A 24,726-nucleotide genomic window follows, 5' to 3' on the forward strand; every position below is an offset into this window, starting at 1 on the left:
TCACTCGCCGTCGACGCGTTCGCGCGCCCGCTCCACCCACCGCTCGACCCGATCGAGTTGTCGCTGCGCCGAACGCAACTGGTCCTGTGCCGCCCGTTCGGCCGTGCGTGCGAACTGCCGCTCCTGTTCGGCGTGCGCGAGCTGTTCCTTCAACTCGGTGATCCGAGAGTCGATGTCGCCCAATTGGTCTTCCGCGCGTTCGACCTCCTCGTGCGCGGAATCCCGGGCCGCGCGCGCGGATTCGAGCGCCTCCAGCGCGTCGTCGAGTTCTTGTCGCGGGTTGTCCTCTTGCGCGTCCTGCTTCGGTGGGTCGTCCTTCGGTGCCTCCGCGACCGCGGCCAAGCCGGGACCCGCGGGGCCGAACCCCTCGTAGGTCGCCGCGGTGGCCACCGTCCCGGCATGCACCTGCTCGCCGACGTCCGGATCGGCCAGGGCCGCGGTCAACGTCTGCCCGACCTCGCGCAGCACGCCCTCGTTCACCGGGTGCCCGTGTTCGGCGGCCAGCGTGCCCGCCTTCTTCGCCAGCGCGTTGACCGCCTGCTGACGCTGCCCGGTGAGCGTGCGCAACTCGTCGCCGGACAGTTTCTGCTGCGCCGAACGCAGGGCCGCGCCCAGTTGCAGCAGCGCGTCCACATCGTCGGGCGCCTCGCGGGCCAGCAGATTCACCGTCCACGCGGTGACCGTGGGTTTACGCAGCTTGCCGATGGCGGTGGCGAGGTCTTTGTCGCCCGCTTCCTTGGCTTTCTTGACCCTGGCCGCACGGGCCGCCACGAACTCACTCGGAGCGAGTCCGTACAAGTCGCGGGCAGCGTCGTCCAGCGTCATACTTGCCAAGCGTAACGACATGCTCGGTGGAAGCGAAAGAACCCAGGTATTGGACGAATGTCCACGTTTATGGGTCATACGCGAAAGGCATTGCTAGTGAATAACTTTGGATTCCAACTGCTCGGCCGTCTGCTTCCCAGCATCCTCGGGTACTCGCTGCTCGGCCTGTGGGGCCACTGGTAAGCCGACCGGACCCGTCGATATCAGCCGTAGAGCTGATGCGGTCGCGTTGCGCGGCCGGGTATCCTCACCGCGTTCGCGAGCGGCGTGAATGTCTTCGGTGAGAGAGGTTTTCAGGTGAAGTTTCCAGGAGCGAGGCTGCTGGCACGCGTGGTGCTTGCCCTCGTAGCGGTGGCCGCGGTGGTGGTCACGGTGGTCGGGTGTTCGGCGGCCAAGGATGCGAGTAAGTCCGACTCGGCCAAGGCGAATGTGGGTGACTGCCTCAATGTCATCAAGGGTTCCTCGACCGATGCCAAGACCGAGCCGGTCGACTGCTCGTCGGAGAAGGCCGTCTACAAGATCGTGCAGTCGTCCGACAAGAAGACCGAGTGCGCCACCGACTACACGTCCTACGAGGAGACCCTCGCCGGCGGTACCACCGCGTTCCTGTGCCTGGCGCCCAACTTCAAGCAGGGCAGCTGCTACAACGAGAGCAGCACCACCGGCTACAAGCACGTGGAGTGCGGCTCCAGTGAGGCCACGTTCAAGGTGGTGAAGCGGATCGATGGCGAAGCCGACGAGCTGCTGTGTGGCGCGGACGCGGACAGCTTCCGCCTGATCTCCGAGGCCCCGAAGATCACCTTCTGCTTGGCCAAGGCCAAGGCCTGATCATTCGAGCAGGGCGACGGACGCGATCCGGTGCAAGGTGAAGTGCCGGACCGCGCCCGTCACCGGGTCCAGCGCGTCCAGCTGGCCGTTACCCACTTTGAGCGGTTCCACCACGCGCTGCGTCGCGACGCCGGAAGCGTCGACGTAGCCGATATTCACCGACCGCCGCACCCGCGCGGCCAGTTGCAGCAGGGCCAGGGTCGCCGCGGTATTGGTCCGGGTGCCGTCCATCCGCACCGACTGGCCGGAGCGGGCGCTGGTCGCGCGTTCGGCCGCGCGTAGCTCCGTGACGAGCAGTTCCAGCTGTTCGGTGCTCGGCGGCGTCGGCCGCCACGACTGCCTGGCGTTGGGTCGCACGGAGATCCGGGCGCCGCGCGGCCGCAGATCCACGATGATGCCCGCGGAATCCTCGCCCGCCGGTGCGAAACCGGCCGCGCGCAGCTGCTCGAGCACCTCGCCGAGCGGCGCCTGGGCGATGGCCACCGTCGGTGCGATGGCGCGCAGCGCGAGCGTCCCCGCCACCGGGGCGGCGAGCACCTGGGCGAGCAGCGCCGGGTCGTCGCTGCGCAGGAACGACTGCGCCATCCCGGCGCGCAACTGCCCGTGCCGCCGGGCGACGTCATCGATCAGGTAGGTCAGTGCCTGCGGAATCGGGGTCCGCGAATGCTTCGTGAACAGCGCGTGCAGTTCGGCCGCGGTGAGCCCGGCATCGAGCGCCCGCCGCACCGAGGTTTCGCTGATCCGGTACACCGTTGCCGCACCGGCGGATTCGACATCGGCGACCAGGGCGATCCGCTGCTGCAGGTCCGCGGTGAGCGGGCCGGGGGCGATCACCGTCAGGTCCGCCTGGACCAGCACGTGATCGACCGCCGCGGGCAGTGCCGACTCCATTTCCGCCTCGGCATCGGCGGCACTGTTCGGCGCGCCGTGCAGTAGCGCGCGGGCCGGCGAGGCGAGGGCACCGCGTCCGATGAAGCCCAGCGCCGCGGCCTCCGCGAGCGTGTTCTCCACCGCCTCCAGCCGGAAGTGCCTGCGCCAGCGCGGTTGCCGCCAGGCGAGCACCCGGCCGATGTCGGCCGGGGTGAGCGCGCTGCCGGACGGATACTCGGCGAGCAGACCGAGGATGGCGTGCCGGTCGCGCGGTGCGTGTGGGGCGCGTAGCTCCAGCGAGAGCGCTGCGAGCGGTTTGTCATTGGCGTCGCGCATGCCGATCATCCATGGCATCCGGTCCAATTCGAGCCATGCGATGGCCAACGCGGCCCAGCGCCGGGCCGGCGGCGCCTCCAGCCAGGCCTCCACGGCCGGGGTCGGCGCCCAGAAGTCGTCGGTCGAATCGACCTCCGGCGGCGGGTCCGGCAAACCCTTTTCGATGAGTCGCGCGGCGGCCAGCAGTTCGACCAGCAAACCCGCTCGCGGCTCGTCGATGCCGGTCTGTTTGGCGATGCGGCGTAGCTCACGCACGCCGAGCCCACCCGCGCGCAATGCCGGGGCGGGTGCCTGACCGAGGACGTCCAGGATGGCGGTGCAGTGCCGCAGCAGTTCGCCCACCTCGCCCGCGGCTACCGCGTTCACTTCGCCGGAAGTCTGCTTCTTCGGTTTCGGTGCGGGCGGTGTCAGTGCGTGCGGGTGCGTCACCGGCTCGTTGCGCAGCACCTGGCCGACGGTGACCGGCAGTTCCACCGTCTCGTCGTCGATCCGGTTCAACAGCCTGCGGGCCAGCAACTGCTGGATCGGCCGGTCGGCCGGGGTGCCGGGAGCGGCATCCCGGGTGCGTCCACGGGGGCCGGTGGTGGCCAGTTTGTCCAGCAGGGCCCGCGCGGCCGGGGACAGTTCGGGTAGCGCGTCCCGGACTTCCGGCTCGGTGAGCGAGTCGGGGAGCTCGGTGGTGCTGCCGATCGGCCAGGGCAGCGCCTCGACGGCGGCCGGGACGAGATGCAGGTCGTCGCCGCTGGTCCAGACCAGCGCCCGAGCGGACAAGCGCGCCAGCGCGGCATCGATCGCGGTGGCGGACACGCGGTCGCGCAGCTGCACGTGCAACTCGTCGCGGCGCAGCGGGGCGCCATTGCTGTCGGTACGCGTCACCCCGTGCACCGCAAGGGTTTCCAGGATCGCGAAATCGAGCGTGTCGAGGTCGTCGGTGGCACGCAGCACGGAGGCACGCTGCTCGGCGCGAGCGGCCAGCACCGCCATCGAAGACGGCAGCGGCACGGCCAGATCGGGCCGCAGTTCGAGCAGCGTGACCAACTGGGCATCACTACGGTCACCGAGCCATCCAGCTAAGGAGTCGGTCGCGGTCATCCGATCCAGCCTACGGTGCTGGGTCACTGCCTGCCTGTGGGAGCTCGTCGGATCGCGACGGTGCGACTGATTTCGAGAGCACATGGGTAACTCGTCGGGGACCGGCTGACTCCGCCCAACTCGGTACCGCCGGACGCCTACGTCTCCGGAATCGCACCTAGGTCTGGCCTGAAGACTCGGAGAGGCGGGGGAGCGTTACCCATGTGCTCCCGAGATCAGTCGTTGCGTCTCAATCCGATTCTTCAGCGTAGTAGACATAGCCTGTGCGCTGCCGCCTGGCGACAGTGCCCCCTCGGCCGGTGGTGGTAGCGGCAGCGGCAAAGTTGCTGCGGGCGGTCCGCATGCCACAATGGGGGCGTGGTGAACAAATCGAAGAAACCTTATGTCGACAACGGGTGGCCGAAGGTCGCCGAAGGTGACCACGCGGTCACCGAGCTCTCGTCGACCCGTTCCGGTGGGCTCTCGCCGTACGGTGAGGACACCGAGTTTCCGGTCCCGGCAGATCAGCTGCCTTACATGCACCCGAACACGGTGATCAACCGCTGATTTCCGGACGGAAAAGTCCGAAGATACGAATAAGGGCCCCGCATCCGAGGATGCGGGGCCCTTATTCGTGAGTGATCAGGAAGGCAGCAGACCCTTGTTCGCCTCGTAGAAGTTCACGATGGCGGGATCGAGCTTGGTGCCACTGGCCTTGGCGGCGTTGAAGAAGTCGAAGGCTTCCTTGGGCACCTGAACGCCCTGGTTCTGCACGACCTCGAGGGCGCGGTCGACGGCCGAGAAGACCTGCTGGGTGCTGTCCGGCGCGGCCTGAGCGGCCTGCGGCGCGGGGGCGGGGTTCCAGCGCGGAGTGTCGTTGGTGGTGGGGGCCGAACGCGGGGTGGGTGCGCTGCTCAGGCCGAGGTTGGCCGAGCAACTGGGCCAGGCACCCCAGCCTTGGGAAGCGAGCACCTTCTCGGCGACCGCGATCTGCTGCTCCCGGGTGGCCTGGTTGGCGCTGGCCGCGTACTCGCCGCCGCCGTGGGCCTTCCAGGTGCTCGGCGAGAACTGCAGTCCGCCTTGGTATCCGTTGCCGGTGTTGATGCCCCAGTTACCGCCGGCCTCACACTGTGCGAGGCGATCCCAGTCGGAGTCGGGTGCCGCGCTGGCGTTGCCTGCGAGGGCCACACCTGCGGTGCCCATGATGGCGCCGGTCACGGCAACCTTGGCAACCGTGCGCCCGGTGGAGCTTGGCTTGCGATGGCGTCCACTCATATCGGGTTCGTCTTCCTCTCGACGCACCTGCGAGGTCATCGGTCGGGCTGGACTGAGAGGTCGTCATGCCCGCCCTCGCCCCTACGTTTCCGTCGGGTTTCCGGGTCCCGCGGGGCGAGGTTCGGTGCGGCGGGCCGGTGGTTGCCGGTTGTCCCGGCTCGGTAAGAACCGTACGACGATCGCCGCGAAAAATCACCATTTGGTAACCGGCGTGTACGGGCCGGTCTCGATGCGGTCTCGGTGTGGGGGTGAGCCCTTCCGCGCAGCTAGAAGCGGTGCGCTCAGGCCCGTGCCGGGCCGTCACCGGCTCGTGACCTTCTCGTTATGTGACGAGGATCACAACCTGGATTCGGTAACGACAGACTCGGGTAACCGGTTCGCAGCCTGCTCGCGACCCCTGGGTCATCGCGCCGCCCGATCAGCGCGAACGTCTACCCGAGCGCAGCGCGAAAACCACCGCCAGCAAAAACCCGAGCGGGGCCAGCAGTGCGGTGAAGTAGAGCCACAGCCCCGGCGACCCATCCGACACCACCGGAGTCAGAAAGATCGCGATGATCGCCAGCAATCCCAGCGCGAACAGGCCCAGCGCGAGTCGCAGCAACCAGTCGCCCGGCCTGCGCTGCCCGCCGCCGGTCGGCCCAGGATGCCCGCCCTCGGGCGGCGGTGAAGCGGAAGGGTTCGTCACCGCACGACCGTAAAACTGATGTGCTTGCGTGATTCGCACCGGGGTAGACTCATAGACGATCGCGTCCCGCATCTCTGCTGGGCGCGTTCTTTTCGCAAACAGAAAAGGACCTGTTCGCGGCGTTGTGCCGCAGCGGGTTACGCAAACAAATGTGCTCGGGCCGATGGGGTCCGAGTTTTCGATGATGAACGGGTGAGCGCAGTGCCGACCGGCAGGGTGAAGTGGTACGACGTCGAAAAGGGCTTCGGCTTCCTTTCCCAGGACGAGGGTGAGGACGTCTATGTCCGTTCATCCGCGCTGCCCGACGGTGTCGAAGGACTCAAGCCGGGGCAGCGCGTCGAATTCGGCATGGCCGCGGGACGTCGCGGACCCCAGGCGCTGAGCCTCAAGCTGCTCGAAGCGCCGCCGTCGGTGCGGCAAGGGCAGGAACGTGAACGCGTTCGTAAAGAGCCCGTTGCGCGTAAACACACGCCGGATGAGCTGCACGGGATGGTCGAGGACATGATCACCCTGTTGGAGGCGACGGTGCAGCCGGATCTGCGTAAGGGGAAGTACCCGGATCGTAAGACGGCGCAGCGGATTTCAGAGGTTGTGCGCGCGGTTGCGCGGGAGCTCGATCACTGAATTTTTGGCCGCGTGGCCGCGGCGTGTTCGCGGCCCCGGGAAGTCTCGCGTCCGAGCGGCCGAGACTTGCGCCTGCGGCGCATGCGCTTCGGCCACTCGGACGCGAGACGGGCCGCGAACGCGCTCGTAAGACTCGCGCTGTGGTGGGGTGGTTGGCGAGGGACGGTGCGGGTGGGTGTACCCGCTTTGGTTAGTCCGCCGTGCTGATGGACCAAGCTGCGTGCGGGATGTAGAACTCTTTGCCGGTGTCTTGGTCTCTGGCGAGGATCGGGAGTTGGAGTTCGAGGCCTACCAGGCGTAGGTCGGGTTCGGGGTGGGAGTCGATGGTTATGGCCATCGCGCCCTTGGGGTAGTTGGTGTGGTTGATTACGCGGTCTATGCGCTCACCGGAGGGGAGTGCGTAGACGAGTTGGGCGAGCCATGGGGCGTCGGCTATCTGCTTCGGTAGGGACAGTTGCAGGGGGTAGTCGGGGGGGACCATGAGTTGGACTGTTTTGCCGTAGCGGCAATCCTCCATCTTCACCGAGCAGTAGACGTAGGGGGTGACGTTCACGGTCTTGCCGTGGGCGTATGCGGTGATCACGGGGTCGTGCTTCTCCGCGTTGCGGATCAGTACGACCAGGATGCCGACGAAGGCTACGGTGGCCACGAGCAATGCGGCCACGACCAGGGCGACGACGGTGCGGGGTTTGGGCTTGCTCATGCTGCCGCCTCGCTGCCACTCGGCGCCGCCGGGCGCACGGCCGCGGTGTCGATGGTTCGCTCGCTCACTGGCTGGGATCTCCTATCCCTCGTTGGATACGCGTCGGGTCGCCGCCGCTCGATCCCGGTCGGCGGTATGTCGAAGTCTGTGGCATCGGACGGGTCGCGGGGACTTCCTGTTCCGCGTGTTGCGGGCGATTTCCGCCGAGCCCGGGCAGCAGCGAATGGCCCCGATAGCTGACGAAGGTCTGCACCAGGCCGATCACGAGGATCGCGGTGATCACCCCGAAACCCTTCCAGTAGTCGGTCGGCAGGAGCACGCCCGCCGAGCCGCCGACGACCCAGCTGAGCTGCAGCACCGTCTCCGAGCGGCCGAAACCGGACGCGATCGACTCGGGCGGCAGATCGTCCTGGATCGACGCATCCAGCGACACCTTCGCCAGCGCACTGGTACCCGACGCGACCAGGGTGGCCAGCGCGGCACCGAGCAGATTGTTGGTGAACGTCGCGAAGAGCGCGACCAGCGCGCAGGCCGCGGTGCAGCCGAGCACGATCAGCGTCGGCTTGCCGAGCTTGAGCCTGGCACCGGTCGCGTTGCCGGTGAAATTGCCGACCGCCGCGGCGGCGCCGACCACCCCGAGCATGGCGGCCTGCTGGACCGGCCGGTGCTCGGTGGCCTTGGCGACGAAGGCGACGTAAAAGGTGAGAAAGCCGGTCAATACGCGGATGGCGCTGTTGCCCCACAGCGCGGTCACCACCGAACGTCCGAGTGGCTGCCTGCGCTTACGCGGCGGCGTCGTGGCTTCCTTCTCCGGCGAAAGCGCCTCGGTGCGTGCGTGATAGCTCAGCGTCGCGGGCACCTCGCCCTCGGTGACCTCGACCCAGGACGGGATCCGGAGGCTGAGATACGCGCCGGCGCAGGCGATCAGCGCCGCGAAGATCAGCGCGCCCTTGGAGTCGGCGAGCATGGCGATGAGCCCGGCGATCGCGCCCGCGCCGATGGTGCCGCCGACCAAGCCGAAGACGGTGAGCCGAGAGTTGGTGCGCACCAAGTCGATATCGGGTGGCAGCACGCGTGGTGTCACGGCGCTCTTGAGCACCGAGAACGATTTACTGCCGATCATCATGCACAGCGCGAGCGGATACAGCGCCCAGTTGTCGAATTCGAGGATCAGCACCACCGCGACCACCGCGCGCAACGCGAACGAGGTCGCCAGCGCGACTCTGCGGCCGTGCTGCAGCCGGTCCAGCATCGGGCCGATCAGCGGGGCGATCACCGCGAACGGCGCGATCGTGATCAGCAGGTACAGCGCGACTTTCGTCTTGCTCTCGGCAGTGGCGCTGGCGAAGAACAGGGTGTTGGCCAGCGCGACGGCGACCGCGGCGTCCAGCGCGAAGTTCGCCATCGTCGCGTAGGTCAGTGCGGTGAGGCCGGATTTGTCGGCGCCGTCCGCCTTCGCCGCGCGCTGGAAGGTGGCGATGCCTCGTTCGGTCAGCTCGCGCCCGCGCATGGCGGCGACGCGGGTGACCGTGAGCTTGCGTGGAACGCGTTGGCTACCAGGGGGAACGGGGGATTCGTCGGAATCGGCGAGGTCCGGTTGCTCGGGTAACGGCTTGGTGGGCGGCGGAGCCGAATATTCCGGCTCCGGCGGGTGTGGCGGTTGCGGGCGATGCGGGAAGACCCGTCGCGGCGTCTTGCCGGGTACCGGATCGGGCTCACGGCGGCCGCTGGGCAGATACCGGGCTTGCGCCTGTGGGACCCCGTGGCGGCGCGTTTCGGCATCCGACAGGTCCGGCTGGTGCCGGTCGGTCGGTGGCACCGAGCGGTCGGGGTTCAACGGCGGCGGCGGCCTGCGCGGGGTCGGCGCGTTCGGTGGTGGATATCGGTCGAAGCCCGGGTGCCGGTCGATCGGCGGGTACTCCGCGCCGTCCCACCGATCACGGTCGGGACCGGAGGGTTCGCGCGGAGTAGTCACGTCCTCAATTCTGTCGTACTTCGGTACTGGGCGTTCACTCGCTCTCGAAGGTGTCGGCGGAAGGTGACGTTCATCGCGTCGCAGACGGCGGTGCATGCTGCATTGACTTCCCCGCACAGCGAATCGCATGCGAATCGGCGTGCGGAGAGTCACCGGTTCCCGCGATCAGGCGGGGACGAACCGGACTTCGTAGGTCGTCGGCCAGTTCTTGCCGGTGAGCAGGAAGCGGTCGGTGCCGGGGATCTGGGCGATCCCGTTGAGCGCGTCCTCACCCAGCCGGGGAATCGGCGGAACCAGCGCGCTCGCATCGATCACGTCGAGCACGTCGCCGGTGTCGGGGTCGATCCGCAGGATGTTGTCGGTCGGCCAATCGTTGGCGTACACCGAACCGTCCTCGGCGCAGTCGAGTTCGTTGAGCCGCGCGGTCTGCTGACTGGTGAGCCGGATCGAACCGGTCGGCGCGAAGGTGACCGGATCACGGAACGTCAGCGTATCGGTGCCGTTGCTCATCACGAGCCGACCTGAGCGGGTGCACAGACCCCACCCCTCGCCCTCGTATGGCACCCGGCCGCGTTCGGCCAGGGTCACCGGGTCCCTGGCGAACGCGACGTGGTCCTGCCAGGTCAGCTGCCACAGCGTGCCCTCCGCCACCGTCAGCCCTTCGCCGAAGTACGGCGCGGGCAGGTCGGCCCTGGCGAGTTCGACGCCGGTGTGCAGGTTCGTCGCCCGCACGCTCGACGCGCCCGACAACCCGGTGCCTTCGTAGAGCACATCCCCATCGATTTCCAGGCCCTGGGTGAATGCTCGCGGATCGTGCGAGCGGGTGGCCACGACCTCGATATTCATCGTGGGCGACGCTTCTTCAGCGGCGCCGCACCCGCTCCAGATGACCAGACCGACCAGCACACCTATGGCCAACGAACGCCGATTGCGTTTCATACGGCAAAATGTAGGCCGTGAGCGCAGTTTCTGTTTCTGAGTCCGGTATCAGGCCGCTTTTGGCCGATGCCGTCGATCTGGCCCGCCGTGCGCTCCTGGAGTTGGAACCAGCCGGTGTCGGGGCGCATCTCGGCGTGGCTGCCGAGGACGACAGCGCGGCAACCCACCGTTTCGAGGCCACACTGCCCGGCTATCGCGGCTGGCAGTGGGCGGTCGTGGTGGCGGCAGCACCGAAAGCCGGCTATGCGACGGTGAGTGAATCGGCGCTGCTACCCGGCCCGGATGCCTTGGTCGCGCCCGACTTCGTGCCGTGGGAGCAGCGGATCCGGCCCGGCGACCTGGCGCCCGGTGATCTGCTGGCCCCGCCGCCGAACGACCCGCGCCTGGTGCCCGGCTACGTCGCCACCGGCGACCCGGTTGTCGATGAGGTCGCCCAAGAGATCGGCCTCGGCCGTACCCAGGTGATGAGCCTCGAGGGTCGCCTGGAGGCCGCCGAGCGCTGGTACGCCGAGTTCGGACCCGACACCGAGATGGCCAAGGCGGCGCCGTCCACCTGCGGCCTCTGCGGCTTCTACCTCCCGCTCGCCGGTTCCCTGCGCGCGGCCTTCGGTGTCTGCGGCAACGCCATGGGCGCCGACGGACACGTCGTGCACGCCGAATACGGCTGCGGTGCCCACTCCGACACCGTCGCCCCCACCGGGGGTGGTTCGCCGCTGTATGAAGCGTTCGACGATGCGGCAGTGGAAATCATCCCGACCGAGGCGCTGGTCGCGCCGAAGGCACCGGCCGAAGCGGCCCCCGCCGCCGATTCGGCAGCCGCCGCGGTCGAGCCGAGTGACGCGACGGTCGCACCGGACGCCGAGTCCGCGGCAGCCACTTCCGCTGAACCCGCGGCCACAGCCGGGTCCGCTACCGAGGTTGCGCCGACCGCGGAGGTGGCTGTCGCCGAGTCGGCAGACGCAACGGCTACGCCGGATGTCGTCGAGGTGCCGCATGTGGATGCTGCGGCCGCCGTCGAGACCGGCGGGGTTGTCGAGGGTCTCGAGGTCGTGCCCGGTGCTGCTGACGTGCTGAATGCGGATGCCCAGGACGATGGCGAGAGTACCGCTGCGACTGCGGGAATCGAGTCCGCGTCGACCGGCCGGGACACGGCAGGCGGCGAGGCGGTGGCGGAAGCCGAGTCGAGCGCCGATGCGGCCGAGCCAGGCGCGACAGGAACCGTTGTCACTGACAGTGGCTCCGACGTCGCGGCAGAAGGTGCGGATGCCGCGCAGGACGAGCCGGTTGTCGGTGGCGAGGCCGGGGCGGCCGGGGGCCGGGCGGTCGAGTCATCGCCGCAGAGCTGACCGAGACGGCCGATCCGTTCGGCACGGCGGCGTTGCGGGCGGGAGTTCTTGCCGCTTGGCGTGATTCGCCCACCCGGTTGCGCGAAGACGCGGCGACCGAGGCGGATCTGGTGCGTGCCGGTTACCGTGATCGGCTGCTGACCGAGCTGGCGCAGAACGCCGCGGATGCCGCCGCCAAGGCGGGTGTCCCGGGCCGATTGGTGGTCCGGCTCGACGGGCGCGATCTGCGGCTGGCCAATACCGGTGCGCCGTTGGATCTCGCCGGCGTTCACGCGCTGACCGCACTGCGGGCATCCGGGAAGTCGGATGTCGCGGCGGTCGGCCGGTTCGGTGTCGGTTTCACCGCGGTGCTGTCGGTCAGTGACGAGATCGAGCTGCGCTCGTCCACCGGATCGCTCCGCTTCTCCCGCGAGCTGACCTGGGATGCGCTCCGGCAGAGCAACATCCATATCCCGGATAGCCCGGCCGACGGATTCACACCGCCGGTGCTGCGGATGGCTTGGCCGATCGAGGCGGCGCCGCCGGAGGCCTTCGCTACCGAGGTGGTGCTGCGGCTGCGCCCCGACATAGCCGCCGACGCACTGCTCGCGGGCATGCACGCGGAGGCCATCGACCTGCTGCTGGAACTGCCCGCCCTGCACAGCATCATGATCGACGCAGCCGAATTCACCAGTACCACCGCCGATCTCGGCAACGGCATGCAAGAGGTCCGGATCACCGGCCCGGACGAGCACCGAGTCTGGTGGCAGTACCGCGCACCCCGCGCCCGCTGGCTCCTCCCGATCCGCAATGGCAGGCCGACCGCCGCCGCCCCGGACGTGCTGCGCGCACCGACTCGCTCCGATGAGGAATTGTCCCTCCCGGCCCTGCTGGTCGCCGACATCGCCATGCAGCCGGACCGCCGCCGCCTCCTGCCGGGCGCCCGCCTCGCCGAATTGGCTGTCGGCTACGCCGATTTCGCCCGCGCGCTACCGGCCCGCGACCGGCTGGTCCTGGTCCCCGCCCCGGCATTCGCGCGCAGCGAGGCCGACGGCCTGCTCCGCGAAGCCGTCGTCCGCGAACTCCAGACCCACCCTTGGCTGCCGGTCGTCCCCACGGCTTCCGCGAGTGCGGGCGGTGCCGAGGATTTCTACGACCCGGTCCCGCCACCGCCTGCCGCCGCGCCCGGCGGCTCAACCGTCGACGTTGCGGTGCCGACGCGTGCGAGTGCGCTGACCGGGCTGACCGACGAATTGGCGCGCTTGCTCGATGATGTGGTCGGGCCGTTGGTTATTCCGGAGTTGTCGGGACGCGGGCAGGCCGAGGCGTTGAGCGTGCTCGATGTGCATCGACTGGGGTTGGCGCGGCTTGCGGAGTTGTCCGGCGGGCTGGAGCGGACGCCACAGTGGTGGTATTCGCTGTATGCGGCGCTGGAGCCGTTCGTGGTGGATCCGCTGGCCGCCGAGGAGTTGGGGGCGCTCGCGGTGCCGCTGGCCGACGGGCGGCTGGTCACCGGGCCGCGCACGGTGGTGCTCGACGATCAGCTCGAGGTCGCGATTCCGGTGCACTGGGCCAGGTTGGCGCATCCCGAGGCCGCGCATCCGCTGCTGGCCCGGCTGGGGGCGCGTTCGGCGACCGCGGCGGACCTGTTGAGCGAGCCCGGTTTACACGCCGAGCTGGAAGATCACCCGGACGACCCGGACACCACCGATGCCGTGCTCCGCTTGGCCGCACACGCCGATCCCACCGCACTGCCGTCCTGGCTCCGGCTGCTCGAATTACCCGACACCGAGGGCGAATTGCGCCCGGCCGACGAGCTGCTACTGCCCGACGCGCCGCTGCGCGAGCTGCTGGTCGAGGATTCACCGTTCAGTTCGATCGACCCCATTCTGGTGCAACGCTATGGCGCGCAAGCGCTGCGGGCCGTCGGTGTGGGCTGGGACTTCAGTGTGGTCGTCGAGGTCGACCCGACCGGTCCGGACCATGATCTGGACGACGAGGACCGCTGGTGGTCGACGCTGACGGCAGACCCGCCGGAGCTGGCCGCCGTCCGCGATCTCGACCTGGTGGACGACGCCGCATGGCCGGAGGCGTTGTGGCAGTTGGCTTCCACGCCGCGCACCCGCCCCCTGCTCGCCGACCGCGACGGCTACACCGCGTGGTGGTTGCGCACCCATGCGCGCATCGATGGCATCCCGCTCGGCTTGTTCCGGCATCCCACCGATACGGAATTCGCCGACCTGCTGCCGACATTCGCGGTGCCGGGCCTCGCGGACGACGCCGCCGCGATCAGCGCGGTACTCGCCGATCCGGCGGTGCTCACTCCCGAGTTGGCCGCGACGCTGCTCGACGCGCTCGCGGATCCATCGAAAACGCCCACCCCCGAGGTGGTTTCGCGTACGCACGCCCGATTGGCCGCCGCCGTCGCCGCGGCTCATCTCGACCTCACCGAGCTCGACCTACCCGACCGGGTGCGTGCCTTATCCGGAGCCGTCGTCGACCCCGCGGCAGCCTTTGTCCTCGACCAACCCTGGTTCGGCTTCGCGTTGCCCCCGAACCGCCTGGTAGTCGGCGACATCGACACGGCACCCGCGCTGGCGACCCTGCTCGACTTGCCGCTGGTCTCGGAGTCCGTCACCGCCGAGGTGCTGACCACCGGCCGTCGCGGCTCCTGGTCCACCGAGCCGCTCGGAGTGGTACTGCGCCAACTGTTCTCGCTGCCCCCGCAGGACGGCGATCTGGTGCTGCACGACGACCTGAAGGTGCGCCTGCACGGCGCGGTAGCGGTCACGGCGTCCGTGCCGTGGTGGCGCGACGGCAACACCGTGCACGTCAGGGTGCCCGAGATTCAGCAATAGTTCGGCGAATCCGGCTGCGCCGCACCGCCGCCGACTGTCAGGCCGCGTATTCGGCGATCATCTGGCTGAGCAGATCCAGCTGTGCGCGCACGCTTTCGCTGTCGTTGTCCACCAGCCAGCGCAGCACGACCCCGTCGATCACATTGAGGGTGAACCGGCTCAGCGATGTCAGCGGGACCGACCACTGGTTCGCGGTCGCGTCGCGCGCGTGTTCCAGGATGTCGGCGACGGTGGAGTCGTTGAAGTTGTACTGCTCGCGGGCGATCGCGAGTTTCGCCGGAGTTTGCTCACCCTCGCGCAACGCGTAAGTGGTGGTTTCGTAAGTGAGCAGTTGGCGTTCCGGAGTGGCTTCTATGTTGAGCCACATGAGTTCCAGCCCGGCACGGATCAATTTTTGAAGTGCTTCTTTTCCACTTCCGACGTCTTGCCATACCGTTTCATTGGCATCGACGGAATCACGTAATTCCATCGACAACGCCTTGACCAGCTCGGTCATCAGCGCGTCCTTGTTTTCGAAACAGTAATGCACCACACCAAGCGAGACGCCCGCCGCTTGGGCGACATCGCGCGTGGTCACGCCCGCTACGCCCTTTTTTTCGGCAAGACCGATCGCGGCCTCGATAAGGTGGGCCCGTCTTTCTTCGACGCTCAATCGGGAGGACACCCAAGGGAGTTAAGCGCCCGAGGAGCGTGCAGTCAATTCGTCGCTCGAAAAATCTGGACTGGACGAGTGACCAGTTGTATGGTTCGCTGCCATCAGGATCGAAGGAGACGCGTATGTCGGTGTCGCGCAGAACCGTTCTTACCCGAACCGTTGTCAGTTCGGCGACGCTGGCCGCCGCGGCCGCGGTGCCCGCGATGTCCGGCACGATCGGCGCGCGGGCGGCGGCCGCTCCCGGTTCCGGTGGCTACGAGATCGGTGTCGGGCTTTCCGACATCACCGGCCCGGCCGCCGAATGCGGAATGATGGGCTATTCCCAGCTCGAACAGCAGACCGCCGGCATCCACCTGCGCCCGCGGGCCAGGGCTTTCATCATCGGCAGCGCCGGGCAGCGCATCGTGTTCGTTGTCGCGGACAACGGCATGATTTTCCAGTCCGTCCACCGCGGCGTCCTCGCCGAGCTGGCCCGCCGGTTCGGCGATCGGTACACCGAGCAGAACGTGCTGCTCACCTCGACGCACTCGCACGCGACCTGCGGCGGTTCCAGCAACGATTACGCATACAACCTGTCCATCTTGGGTTTTCAACAGCAGGTGTACGACGCGGAGGTGGACGGCATCGTCGAGGCCATCGCGGCCGCCCACGACGACCTCGGCCCCGGTTCGCTCGCACTGGGTCGCGGTGAGCTGCGCACCGCGAGTGTCAACCGGTCGCGGGTGGCCTGGGAGCGCAATCCGGTTGCGGACAAACAACACTTCCCCGAGGCCATCGACCCGGCGGTGACGGTCCTTTCGCTCGTCAAGGGTGGTCGGCAGGTCGGCGCCATCACCTGGTTCGCCACCCACAACACCTCGATGACCAATGCGAACCGGCTGATCAGCGCCGACAACAAGGGTTACGCGTCGTTCTCCTACGAGCACATCGAATACGGTGTCCGTTACCTCGACGGCGCACCGGATTTCGTCGCCGCCTTCGCGCAGACCAATGCGGGCGACATGTCCCCGAACCTGAATCTGCGGCCCGGCTCCGGTCCCACCGAGGACGAGTTCGAGAACACCCGCATCATCGGCGAGCGCCAGTACCTGGCGTCGAAAGCCGCGCTGGCCCAGGCCCGGTCGATGAGCGGGCCGGTCGACGCGATGCTCTGTTATATCGACCTGGCGGACATCGCCGTGGACGGCCGGTTCACCCCGGACGGACAGCCGAGGCGCACCGCGCCCGCCGCCGCGGGCGTCTCGCTCATCGCAGGCAGCATCGAGGACGGACCCGGCGTGCCCGGTGTGCCCATCCCGGAAGGGGTGCACAACCCGTTCGTCCAAGCGCTCGGCGACCCCGCCGCGCCGGCGCCCGCCTGGCTCGCTGATGCCCAGGCGCCCAAGGCCATCGCCGCGCCGCTCGGCCTACTGCCGCCGGTGGCGTGGGTGCCGAATGTGCTGCCGATTCAACTGGTTCGGATCGGCGAACTCTACTTGGCCGCGGCAGGCGGAGAATTCACCATCACCTCCGGGCTGCGCGTGCGCCGTGCCGTCGCGGACGCGCTCGGCGTTCCGCTGGAGCAGGTGCTCATGCAGGGTTACGCCAACGCCTACCACGAATACGTCACCACCCCCGAGGAATACGATTCGCAGCAGTACGAGGGCGCCTCGACCCTGTTCGGCCGCTACACACTCTGCGCCTACCAGCAGGAATTCACCCGGCTGGCAACGGCATTCGCCGCCCGCCAACTCGTCCCGCGCGGTCCGGCCCCGCGCGACGTGTCGAACCTGCAGCCGAACTTCCAGCCGGGAGCGGGCCCGGACGCCACCCCGCCCGGTCGCGACTTCGGTGATGTCCTCACTCAACCCGCGCCCGCCTACCCGCCGGGGGCGCAGGTCGCCGCCGAATTCGTTTCCGCCCACCCGAAACACAACACCCGCCGCAACAGCACCTTCCTGGAGGTGCAGCGGCAGAACGCGGCGGGGGCGTGGGTGCGGGTGGCCAATGAGGGCGAGTGGGCGGTGAAGTTCTACTGGAGCAAGCGCGGAACCGCGGAATCCGTGGCGCGGTTCACCTGGGACATCCCCGCCGACGCCACGCCGGGCCGCTATCGGTTCCAGCACTACGCGGACAGCCTGCGCCCCGACGGCGCGTTGCACCCGTTCACCGGAACTACCAACGACTTCGAGGTGCGCTGACGCCTACCGAGGCGTCACAGCCCCGTCTGCGCCCCCTTGTCGCCCCGGCGCGCGCCACGCCGCTGGACCAGAAAAATTCCGAGGGCGAGCACGCCGACCACCATCCCCATCAGGCAAACCGGCAGCACTGATTCCCAGCGATCGCCGGTGGCCAGGACGACCACGGTGGCGAGCAACCACAGCGCGCTGCCGACCGCGAGCACCGGGCGCGGATCGGTCAGCCGCGGCGGGATCTGCGGCACTTTCTGAGTCACAGCTATAGCCTACGGGCGAGAACACGCGTCCGACGCGCACCGGTCCCGTATCGTTCACCTCTGTGACAACGCCATCCGATGTCCGAGCCCTCGCTGGTGAGCTCTCACTGGCGGTGGTTCGACTGACGCGTCATCTGCGCGGTCGCCGTGCCGACGCCCAGATTTCGCTGACCCAGCTCTCCGCCCTCGCGACCCTGTCTCGCGACGGCGCGATGACCCCCGGGGCGCTTGCCGCGAAGGAACGCGTCCAGCCGCCGTCGATGACCCGGGTCATCGCCTCGCTAACCGATCTGGGCTTGGTCGAGCGCAAACCGCATCCCACCGACGGGCGCCAGATCATCGTCTCGCTCTCCGACGCGGGTTGCGCGCTCATCGCCGACGAAACCAATGCTCGCGAAGCCTGGATGACCGAACAGCTCTCCAACCTCACCGAGGAGCAGATCGCCGTGCTCACCCGCGCGGTCGGCATCATGAAGCAGATCGTCGCCGAATCCGAGTGAACCGTATGCACCCACCCCGTCGGCTTCGCCTCCTGCCATCCCCCTAGCGTTCACCCACCCCGTCGGCTTCGCCTAGCGCGCCCCGAACGGCTGGTCGCTGTCGACGATGTCGCGGCCGAGCGGGAACAGCGAGAGCGGGATCAGCTTCAAATTGGCCCAGCCGAACGGGATTCCGATGATCGAGATGAACAGCGGAATGCTGGTCAGCAGGTGCCCGAGCGCGAGCCACCAGCCCGCGACGACGACCCAGATGATGTTGCCGATCAGCGACCCCGTGCCCGCGCCCGGCTTCTCCACCGTGGTCCGGCCGAACGGCCACAGCGCGTACGCGGCGATCCGGAACGACGCGATCCCCCACGGGATGGTGATGATCAGGATGCAGCAGATGATCCCGGCCAGGATGTAACCCAGTGCCATCCAGAACCCGACGAACACCAGCCAGAGGATGTTGAGAACGAGCTGAATCGGCTTCATGCCAACCAGCATGCCAGCCGCCCGCTGATCCGGACATTTCTCCTCCATCACATCCCGCCGAGTGGCGCATGGCCGCGCCACTCGACGGTCGGATCAGAAGAACCAGCCCAGGACGGCGTCGCGGTCGGTGGCGAAGGCCTCTTCCAGCGGGCGGAGGTGGCTGGGGGCTTTGGTTTGCAGGCGGTTGGCGGCGGCGAATACCCGGGCCGGGTAGGCGCCGAGGTACATGCTGCCGAGTACGTCGATGCCCAGTTCGATGTCCGGCGCGCGGGTGGTCGGTGTGCATTCGGCGACGCCGTCGCGGATCGTGAGGGCGAAGGTGCCCCCTGCGTCGCGGAACGGATCGGTCACCGCGAGAACGAGATCGAGGTCGCGCTGGTACGAGCGAGCCGAGAGCGCCGCGGGAATGTCCATGAGCCGCAACCACAGTCCGTCATTACGTGCCTTGGTGCGGACCAGGCGGGTGTTGGTCAACAGATAGGGCAGCGGATCGTTGTCGCTGAGGATGGCGGCCACTTCGGTGACCAGATCCAGCCCGAGCAGCGCCCGCCACAGTGCGGCATGGGCTTCGGTGGTGACCGCCCGCAGCTCCACCACGTCGACGGTCATGCCGGTTTCCCGATAGTGATACCGGTACAGCGCATAGCCGTCCGGGTGGGTGAACGCGAAAAGGCTTGTGCCACCGCCACGGGCGCGCTCCGGATCGGCGAACCGCGCGGCCCACGAGGCCTCCGGGCGCACCTGCACACCGGGCACTAGCCTGCGCCACCGGTCGTAGACGGTCTTGATGTGATCGATGACCTCGTCCGGTGCGGCCAGTTCCACCCCACCCGGATCCGGTGCGGACGGCAGGAATTCGGCGAAGCGGCGGTCGATGGTGACCGAGTTCTCCCGCACCGTCGGGCCGTAACCGAATCGCCCGTAGATGGTGCCCTCGCTGGCGGTGAAGATGGTCAGCGGCAAAACGGCGGCCTCGGTGCGCCGATGCTGCTCGGTGTACATCGCGCGCAGGATGCCGCGCCGCCGATGGGTCGGCGCCACCCCGACCGCCGAGATCCCGCAGGCGTCGACCGTCCGCTCACCCGGCACGGTCACCGTCATCGTCCTGGATTGCACATGTCCGACGACCCGCGCACCGTCGACCGCGACGATCGCGTTCGCTACCGGAAACAGCTGCCGAATACGGGCGATCTCGTCGTCGTCCGGTCGACCGCCGAAGGAGGTCGCCATCAGCGTCCGGATCGCGGGCGAGTCATCGGGGGTGGCGGATCGAATAGTGATGCCGTTCGTCAACGTCATCGCTCGACCTTCGCACGCCGTCCCGCCGCGCCGCATTCGAATTACCGCCGCGTGCGCGCTACCAGTACTTTCCCCGTTCGGTGTGCCGCGGCGGCGGATGCGGTGCGGGTGGAGCGGCTTCGCACCGGCGCAGCGAACACCGGTCGCCACACGGTGCGACGCCAACCGGCAGGATGTAGCGGTGGCCGAAGTGATCGATATCGACGACCCCGCCGATCCGCGGGTCGATGACTTCCGTGACCTCAAGTCCGCGGACCGCCGACCCGATCTGCCGGGACGTAAGGGCTTGGTGATCGCCGAGGGCGTGGTGGTCGTACAGCGGATGCTGGACTCCCGGTTCGCGCCGACGGCATTGCTCGGCGTGGAGAAGCGGCGGCTGGAGCTGGCGGACGAGCTGGCCGGTGTCGAGGTGCCGTACTACCGCGCGTCTGCCGAGGTGATGGCGGAGGTGGTCGGGTTCCATCTCAACCGCGGCGTGCTCGCGGTGGCGCCGCGGCCCGCGCCGCTCACCCTGGACGAGGTGCTCGAACGGGCCAGGACGGTGGCCGTGCTGGAGGGCGTCAACGATCACGAGAATCTCGGTTCGATGTTCCGCAACGCGGCGGGGCTGGGGGCGGCGGCGATTCTGTTCGGGGATCGGTGCGCCGACCCGCTGTACCGCCGGGCGGTGCGGGTGTCGATGGGCCACGTGCTGCGGGTGCCGTTCGCTTCGGTACCCGATTGGCCGGAAGGTCTGGATATACTGCGCCGCAAGGGGTTCCAGATCATCGCGCTCACGCCGAACCCGGCGGCGGTGCGGCTGGCCACGGCGATGACGGGGGAGCGGGTGGCGCTATTGCTCGGCGCCGAAGGACCGGGGTTGACTGAGGACGCGATGCGAGCCACCGACGTGCGGGCGCGCATTCCGATGTCGCCGGGCACCGACTCGCTCAACGTGGCCACCGCGGCCGCGATGGCGTTCTATGAGCGGGTGCGGACGTGAGTTATTCGCCGCACCATGACCCGACCCCGTGGGGCGCGGGCATCACCGTCGCGAGCATGGTCGCGCTGCTGGTCGCTGTCGCGGTGTTCGCCTTCGGCCGCGCGCTCGCCGAGGTGCATCCGCTGGTCGCGGTGGCGGTGAACCTGGTCGCGGCGGGCGGTGCCGCACCGACCGCCTGGCGGATGCGGTGGGCGCCGGTGACCCGATGGGTGGTCGGCGGTAGCGCGGCGGGCGTGCTGCTCGGCTGGCTGGCGTTGCTGACGACCGGGCTGGCAGCTTGATCAGGAGACGCGGTCGTGCCCGCGCAGCCACCCGAACAGGCCGCGTTTGGGTCGAGCGCTGTCCGGCTCGTGCTCCGGTGGGATGAGGGTGGCCGGGTCGGGCGCTTGGCCTTTCGGATACAACGTGAACCCGCACACCGCGACGTCACCGGGTACCAGTGCGCCCTCGGCGGCCGGCGCGCGGTAGTGGAAGCCGAGCCATTCGTTGTTCGCCGCGTCGGCGAAATCGGGTGGGTCGAACGGCAGCGTCTGCGGGTCGGGCAGTTCCCCGGCCTGCCAGCGCACCGGATGTTCGCCCGCCCAGTACGGGCGTTCCCAGACCAGCGGCAAGCCCTCGTCCTCCAGAATGTTCACCCGGCTGGAACTGAATGCCCTGCGGAATTCGCCGCGCTCCCAATGGGCGAACGCGCCCCAGCCGTGCGCGGTATCGAACGACACCAGGTAGGTGTGCTCGGAGGCCAACGGACGGACCAGCAATTCCGGCAGCTCGGTCGGGTGGATGCGGGCGGCCTGCGCCGAACACACCACCGTCACGCCCGGGTAGCAACCAATGTAGACCTCGTCGAGGTCGGGACCCGCACAGCCGGCCAGGGTGCCGACCATGATCGGCAGCACGTCCCGGTCGCTGTACAGCTGTTTCGCAAGCGCCAGTGCGGCATCGGGATCCGGATCATGATTGGCACGCAGTACCGTCAACGGATCGGGTGCGTCGACATACCAGAGGGACGAAGCTTTCGATAGCATTTCCGGCACCTCCCGATGGTTGCACGAATCAGCTCCGCGAACTCCGAGCAACGCACTGCGGTGTCGAACAATTCACCGCGTTCGTGAACCGCAGGACGCCGTCGCACGCAGTCGACAACACACCAAAAAATCTACTCGCCCCGGACCGCTCTCGGCGGACCTTCCGCCCCTGAACACGCCAGCGAGCCTGAGAATCGGCGGCCACCGCAGCCGCGGCGAACCCGACCGCAGGCGAAATGCCTAGTGCCGAATAGCTGCGGACACAGCCGGAGCGGGGAGTCGAAGGGCCATCGGACCTGTCGCGCGGCCGACAGCGGATCCCCAGCGTGCCAACTGATTTCGTAAGCACTTGGGTAACTCGTCGGGGATGGGCCAACCCGTCAATCACATCACCGTCAGCCGTCAACGCGCCTATGTCGGGCCCGAATACGCGGAGAGGCGGGTGAGCGCGGCGGACTAACCCAGCCTCAGTGGCCTGAGCTGCGCACCCCGAGCAGGACGTCCTCCCAGGACGGCATCGGAGCCTTGCCGCGCTTGGTGCGGGCCTGCTTGGCGGGCGCCTTGCCATTGGCGGGCTTGGCCGGTTCCTCGGCGGCCTGCTTCGTCGACGCGGCGGGCGCGGGCGGGGCGGTGTCCGCAGGAGTGGCGGGGGCCGGTGCGGGCGTGCTCGGTGCCGGATTCGCCGCGGTGGGCGTCGCGGTGGTTGCGGCAGTAGGGGTCGCGCTCGCGCCCGCGGTAATAGCGGGCGTACCCGCACCACCGGCCGCGACGGCACGCTGTTCGTAGTACTCGTCCAGCGTCGGCTGGCTCTGCTGCCGTGCGGTGGTGCGCGCGGGCGGCGCGGCAGGGGGCGTCGGCCGTGGCTCGACCGCGGGCTCCGGCTGCGGCGCGGGCGCCTCGGGCTCGGCGGGCAGGATGGTCGCCAGGCCGCGTAGCGCGCGGCCGAAGTCGGGATCGATCAGATCGGAGGCCGGGTCGTCGAGCGGCGAAACCGAACCACCGTGCGCGTCCGGCTGGTAACGCCAGTGCGCCGCGATTTCGGAACGCCCGTTCTGCCACTGCAATTGGGCGACCCAGAAGCCCTTCTCGTCCTTCCAGGCATCCCATTCCGCGCCCTCGATATTGTGGCCACGCTCGGTGAAAGCGGCGGTGACAACATCGATGAGGGTTTCCACGGCGGGGCCGTCGGGGCGAACAGGATGCGCCTTCTGCGCGAGTTCGGCCGCACGGGCACGTTCCAGCAACACCGGGTAGGCGAACCGCTCGACGCGGCTGGCGGGCATCCCGGATTCTTCGGTGACCTGGTCGACAGAGGCGCCTGCACGGATACGAGCCTGAATATCGCGAGGACGCATAGTTGCTTCCATTTCGATCTCGATCTGGCCGAATCGGGCAAGGTCTCCGCGTGCTGCGGCTCGTAGCTTGTCATCGGCGGGAAGCCGGTACTTCGCTCCGGACTCGGTGTCGATACACACGATGTGCGTGGAGTCGGGCGTCACCCCGATCACTCGAAGTTCACGCACCGTTACCTCCTTACCGCGTCGACTCGCGACACCGCCCACTTTCCGAAACAGTAGTGCACTTCTGGGATCCGTGGGGCCAGACACGCGGGGCGGAAATCACTTCGGACACTGACGCGCCCCGCTAATCTGCTCTATTGGCCGCGTGGCCGCGGCGTGTTCGCGGCCCCTGGAAGTCTCGCGTCCGAGCGGCCGAGACTTGCGACTTTGTCGCGTGCGCTTCGGCCACTCGGACGCGAGACGGGCCGCGAACGGCGCTCGTAAGACTCGCGCTGTGGTGGCGGGGGAGAGTGGCCGATGTCACTCGAGGTATTTGCAGGTTTGGGCGAGTCGCGAACGGTCCGTTCGCGACTCGCCCAAGTGTGGTTCTTCGGGGCGGTCAGCCCAGGTTCTGGACTACCCAGTCGATGCTGCGGGTGAGCTGGGTGACGTCCTCCGGGTCGATGGCGGGGAACATGCCGACGCGGAGTTGGTTGCGGCCCAGTTTGCGGTAGGGCTCGGTGTCGACGATGCCGTTGGCGCGCAGGATCTTCGCGACGGCGGCGGCGTCGACGGTGTCGGCGAAGTCGATGGTGCCGACTACCTGGGAGCGGTGCGCGGGGTCGGTGACGTAGGGGGTGGCGTATTCGCTGGACTCGGCCCAGTTGTACAGGCGCGAGGACGAATCGAGGGTGCGCTTGACCGCCCAGTCCAGGCCGCCGTTGCCGTTGAGCCATTCGATCTGGTCGGCGAACAGCAGCAGGGTGGCCAGCGCGGGGGTGTTGTAGGTCTGGTCCTTGGTGCTGTTGTCGATCGCGATCGGCAGCGAGAGGAACTCGGGGGTCCAGCGGCCCGAACCCTTGATCTCCTCGACCCGGGCCAGCGCGGCCGGGCTCATCAGCGCGACCCACAGGCCGCCGTCGGCGGCGAAGCACTTCTGCGGGGCGAAGTAGTAGACGTCGGCGTCGGTGATGTTCACCGGCAGCCCGCCCGCGCCCGAGGTGGCGTCGATGGCGATCAGCGCGTTCTCCGAACCCGCCGGGCGCTGCACCGGAATGGCGACACCGGTGGAGGTTTCGTTGTGCGCCCAGCCGATCAGGTCGACCGACGGATCCGAGACCGGCTCCGGCGCGCTGCCCGGCTCGGCCGAGACGATGATCGGGTCGCCGATGAACGGGTTGCCCTTGGCGACGGTGGCGAACTTCGAGCTGAACTCACCGTTGGTCAGGTGCAGTGAACGCTCGCGGATCAGACCGAATGCGGCGGCGTCCCAGAACGCCGTCGTCCCGCCGTTGCCGAGTACCACCTCGTAACCGTCGGGCAGCCCGAACAGTTCGCGTAGGCCCGAACGCACCCGCGCGACCACATCTTTCACCGGCTTCTGCCGATGACTTGTTCCGAACACCGAGGCGCCGACATTCACCAGAGACTGCAACTGCTCCGGTCGCACCTTGGAGGGGCCACAACCGAACCGTCCGTCGGCGGGCTTGAGGTCGTCGGGAATCGTCGGGAACGCAGTGGTCATGCCGAACAGGGTAAAGCGT

The 24,726-nt window shown here is 68.4% G+C and carries 23 protein-coding genes; 9 read left to right on the forward strand and 14 right to left on the reverse strand.

The window, feature by feature from the left end; all coding sequences use genetic code 11:
- Positions 1-825 carry a hypothetical protein gene (locus ACFK0J_RS04695; protein WP_378736897.1) on the reverse strand — a complete coding sequence of 275 codons (825 nt, stop codon included), beginning with the start codon at positions 823-825 and terminating at the stop codon, positions 1-3.
- 297 nt (positions 826-1,122) lie between these two features.
- Between ACFK0J_RS04695 and ACFK0J_RS04700 the strand changes: the two genes are divergently transcribed.
- A complete protein-coding gene (locus ACFK0J_RS04700; RefSeq protein WP_218473521.1) occupies positions 1,123-1,653 on the forward strand; it encodes a hypothetical protein in 531 nt (176 codons plus the stop codon).
- Here the strand turns inward: ACFK0J_RS04700 and ACFK0J_RS04705 are convergent, their stop codons facing one another.
- Complete coding sequence (locus tag ACFK0J_RS04705) at positions 1,654-3,951, reverse strand: helicase-associated domain-containing protein (protein WP_378736899.1); 2,298 nt, start codon at positions 3,949-3,951, stop codon at positions 1,654-1,656.
- Positions 3,952-4,308: 357 nt separating this feature from the next.
- Here ACFK0J_RS04705 and ACFK0J_RS04710 point away from each other — a divergent pair, with 357 nt between their 5' ends.
- On the forward strand, positions 4,309-4,497 hold the full coding sequence (locus ACFK0J_RS04710; protein ID WP_040731009.1) for a hypothetical protein: 189 nt from the start codon (positions 4,309-4,311) through the stop codon (positions 4,495-4,497).
- Between the two features lie 75 nt (positions 4,498-4,572).
- Here ACFK0J_RS04710 and ACFK0J_RS04715 read toward each other — a convergent pair whose 3' ends face one another.
- Positions 4,573-5,205: a resuscitation-promoting factor Rpf1 domain-containing protein gene (locus ACFK0J_RS04715; RefSeq protein ID WP_378736901.1), complete on the reverse strand. Its 633-nt coding sequence runs from the start codon at positions 5,203-5,205 to the stop codon at positions 4,573-4,575.
- Positions 5,206-5,623: 418 nt separating this feature from the next.
- Complete coding sequence (locus ACFK0J_RS04720) at positions 5,624-5,806, reverse strand: hypothetical protein (protein WP_218478154.1); 183 nt, start codon at positions 5,804-5,806, stop codon at positions 5,624-5,626.
- Between the two features lie 285 nt (positions 5,807-6,091).
- On the opposite strand from ACFK0J_RS04720, the gene ACFK0J_RS04725 reads away from it, so the two are divergent.
- Positions 6,092-6,514: a cold-shock protein gene (locus ACFK0J_RS04725; protein ID WP_218478155.1), complete on the forward strand. Its 423-nt coding sequence runs from the start codon at positions 6,092-6,094 to the stop codon at positions 6,512-6,514.
- A gap of 190 nt (positions 6,515-6,704) precedes the next feature.
- Here the strand turns inward: ACFK0J_RS04725 and ACFK0J_RS04730 are convergent, their stop codons facing one another.
- The 3 genes from ACFK0J_RS04730 to ACFK0J_RS04740 all read right to left on the reverse strand — a co-directional run bounded on the left by ACFK0J_RS04730 (position 6,705) and on the right by ACFK0J_RS04740 (position 10,131).
- Entirely contained in the window at positions 6,705-7,217 is a 513-nt protein-coding gene (locus ACFK0J_RS04730) for a DUF2771 domain-containing protein (RefSeq protein ID WP_378736903.1), read from the reverse strand.
- Between the two features lie 64 nt (positions 7,218-7,281).
- Positions 7,282-9,192 (reverse strand): MFS transporter, encoded by a 1,911-nt coding sequence (locus ACFK0J_RS04735; RefSeq protein WP_378736905.1) that lies wholly within the window; start codon positions 9,190-9,192, stop codon positions 7,282-7,284.
- 165 nt (positions 9,193-9,357) lie between these two features.
- Positions 9,358-10,131 (reverse strand): glutaminyl-peptide cyclotransferase, encoded by a 774-nt coding sequence (locus tag ACFK0J_RS04740; protein ID WP_378736907.1) that lies wholly within the window; start codon positions 10,129-10,131, stop codon positions 9,358-9,360.
- Between the two features lie 17 nt (positions 10,132-10,148).
- Between ACFK0J_RS04740 and ACFK0J_RS04745 the strand changes: the two genes are divergently transcribed.
- Positions 10,149-11,477, forward strand: a complete 1,329-nt coding sequence (locus ACFK0J_RS04745) for a DUF3027 domain-containing protein (RefSeq protein ID WP_378736909.1) — start codon at positions 10,149-10,151, stop codon at positions 11,475-11,477.
- Between the two features lie 32 nt (positions 11,478-11,509).
- On the forward strand, positions 11,510-14,314 hold the full coding sequence (locus ACFK0J_RS04750) for a sacsin N-terminal ATP-binding-like domain-containing protein (protein ID WP_378736911.1): 2,805 nt from the start codon (positions 11,510-11,512) through the stop codon (positions 14,312-14,314).
- Between the two features lie 37 nt (positions 14,315-14,351).
- Here ACFK0J_RS04750 and ACFK0J_RS04755 read toward each other — a convergent pair whose 3' ends face one another.
- Positions 14,352-14,966 (reverse strand): TetR/AcrR family transcriptional regulator, encoded by a 615-nt coding sequence (locus ACFK0J_RS04755; RefSeq protein WP_246634337.1) that lies wholly within the window; start codon positions 14,964-14,966, stop codon positions 14,352-14,354.
- Between the two features lie 125 nt (positions 14,967-15,091).
- Between ACFK0J_RS04755 and ACFK0J_RS04760 the strand changes: the two genes are divergently transcribed.
- On the forward strand, positions 15,092-17,149 hold the full coding sequence (locus tag ACFK0J_RS04760) for a neutral/alkaline ceramidase (protein WP_378736913.1): 2,058 nt from the start codon (positions 15,092-15,094) through the stop codon (positions 17,147-17,149).
- 14 nt (positions 17,150-17,163) lie between these two features.
- Here the strand turns inward: ACFK0J_RS04760 and ACFK0J_RS04765 are convergent, their stop codons facing one another.
- A complete protein-coding gene (locus ACFK0J_RS04765) occupies positions 17,164-17,403 on the reverse strand; it encodes a DUF2530 domain-containing protein (RefSeq protein WP_378736915.1) in 240 nt (79 codons plus the stop codon).
- A 62-nt stretch (positions 17,404-17,465) separates the two neighbouring features.
- On the opposite strand from ACFK0J_RS04765, the gene ACFK0J_RS04770 reads away from it, so the two are divergent.
- Entirely contained in the window at positions 17,466-17,903 is a 438-nt protein-coding gene (locus tag ACFK0J_RS04770; protein ID WP_218473535.1) for a MarR family winged helix-turn-helix transcriptional regulator, read from the forward strand.
- A 72-nt stretch (positions 17,904-17,975) separates the two neighbouring features.
- Here ACFK0J_RS04770 and ACFK0J_RS04775 read toward each other — a convergent pair whose 3' ends face one another.
- Positions 17,976-18,377, reverse strand: a complete 402-nt coding sequence (locus ACFK0J_RS04775; RefSeq protein ID WP_218473537.1) for a YccF domain-containing protein — start codon at positions 18,375-18,377, stop codon at positions 17,976-17,978.
- A gap of 93 nt (positions 18,378-18,470) precedes the next feature.
- Positions 18,471-19,676 carry a GNAT family N-acetyltransferase gene (locus tag ACFK0J_RS04780; protein ID WP_378736917.1) on the reverse strand — a complete coding sequence of 402 codons (1,206 nt, stop codon included), beginning with the start codon at positions 19,674-19,676 and terminating at the stop codon, positions 18,471-18,473.
- Positions 19,677-19,857: 181 nt separating this feature from the next.
- Here ACFK0J_RS04780 and ACFK0J_RS04785 point away from each other — a divergent pair, with 181 nt between their 5' ends.
- Both ACFK0J_RS04785 and ACFK0J_RS04790 read left to right on the forward strand, forming a co-directional pair.
- Positions 19,858-20,658, forward strand: coding sequence for a TrmH family RNA methyltransferase (locus tag ACFK0J_RS04785; protein ID WP_378736919.1), 801 nt, complete (start codon positions 19,858-19,860; stop codon positions 20,656-20,658).
- Positions 20,655-20,939 (forward strand): DUF2537 domain-containing protein, encoded by a 285-nt coding sequence (locus tag ACFK0J_RS04790; RefSeq protein ID WP_378736921.1) that lies wholly within the window; start codon positions 20,655-20,657, stop codon positions 20,937-20,939. Before ACFK0J_RS04785 ends, ACFK0J_RS04790 begins: the two co-directional genes overlap by 4 nt.
- Here the strand turns inward: ACFK0J_RS04790 and ACFK0J_RS04795 are convergent, their stop codons facing one another.
- The 3 genes from ACFK0J_RS04795 to serC form a co-directional block, all read right to left on the reverse strand.
- Entirely contained in the window at positions 20,940-21,683 is a 744-nt protein-coding gene (locus ACFK0J_RS04795) for a DUF6928 family protein (RefSeq protein ID WP_378736923.1), read from the reverse strand. It abuts the gene before it with no gap.
- Between the two features lie 467 nt (positions 21,684-22,150).
- Entirely contained in the window at positions 22,151-23,206 is a 1,056-nt protein-coding gene (sepH, locus tag ACFK0J_RS04800; RefSeq protein ID WP_378736925.1) for a septation protein SepH, read from the reverse strand.
- A 376-nt stretch (positions 23,207-23,582) separates the two neighbouring features.
- A complete protein-coding gene (gene serC, locus ACFK0J_RS04805) occupies positions 23,583-24,707 on the reverse strand; it encodes a phosphoserine transaminase (protein WP_378736927.1) in 1,125 nt (374 codons plus the stop codon).
- Between the last annotated feature and the right edge of the window lie 19 nt (positions 24,708-24,726).

The organism is Nocardia brasiliensis (assembly GCF_042691675.1).
GTDB lineage: Bacteria > Actinomycetota > Actinomycetes > Mycobacteriales > Mycobacteriaceae > Nocardia > Nocardia brasiliensis_D.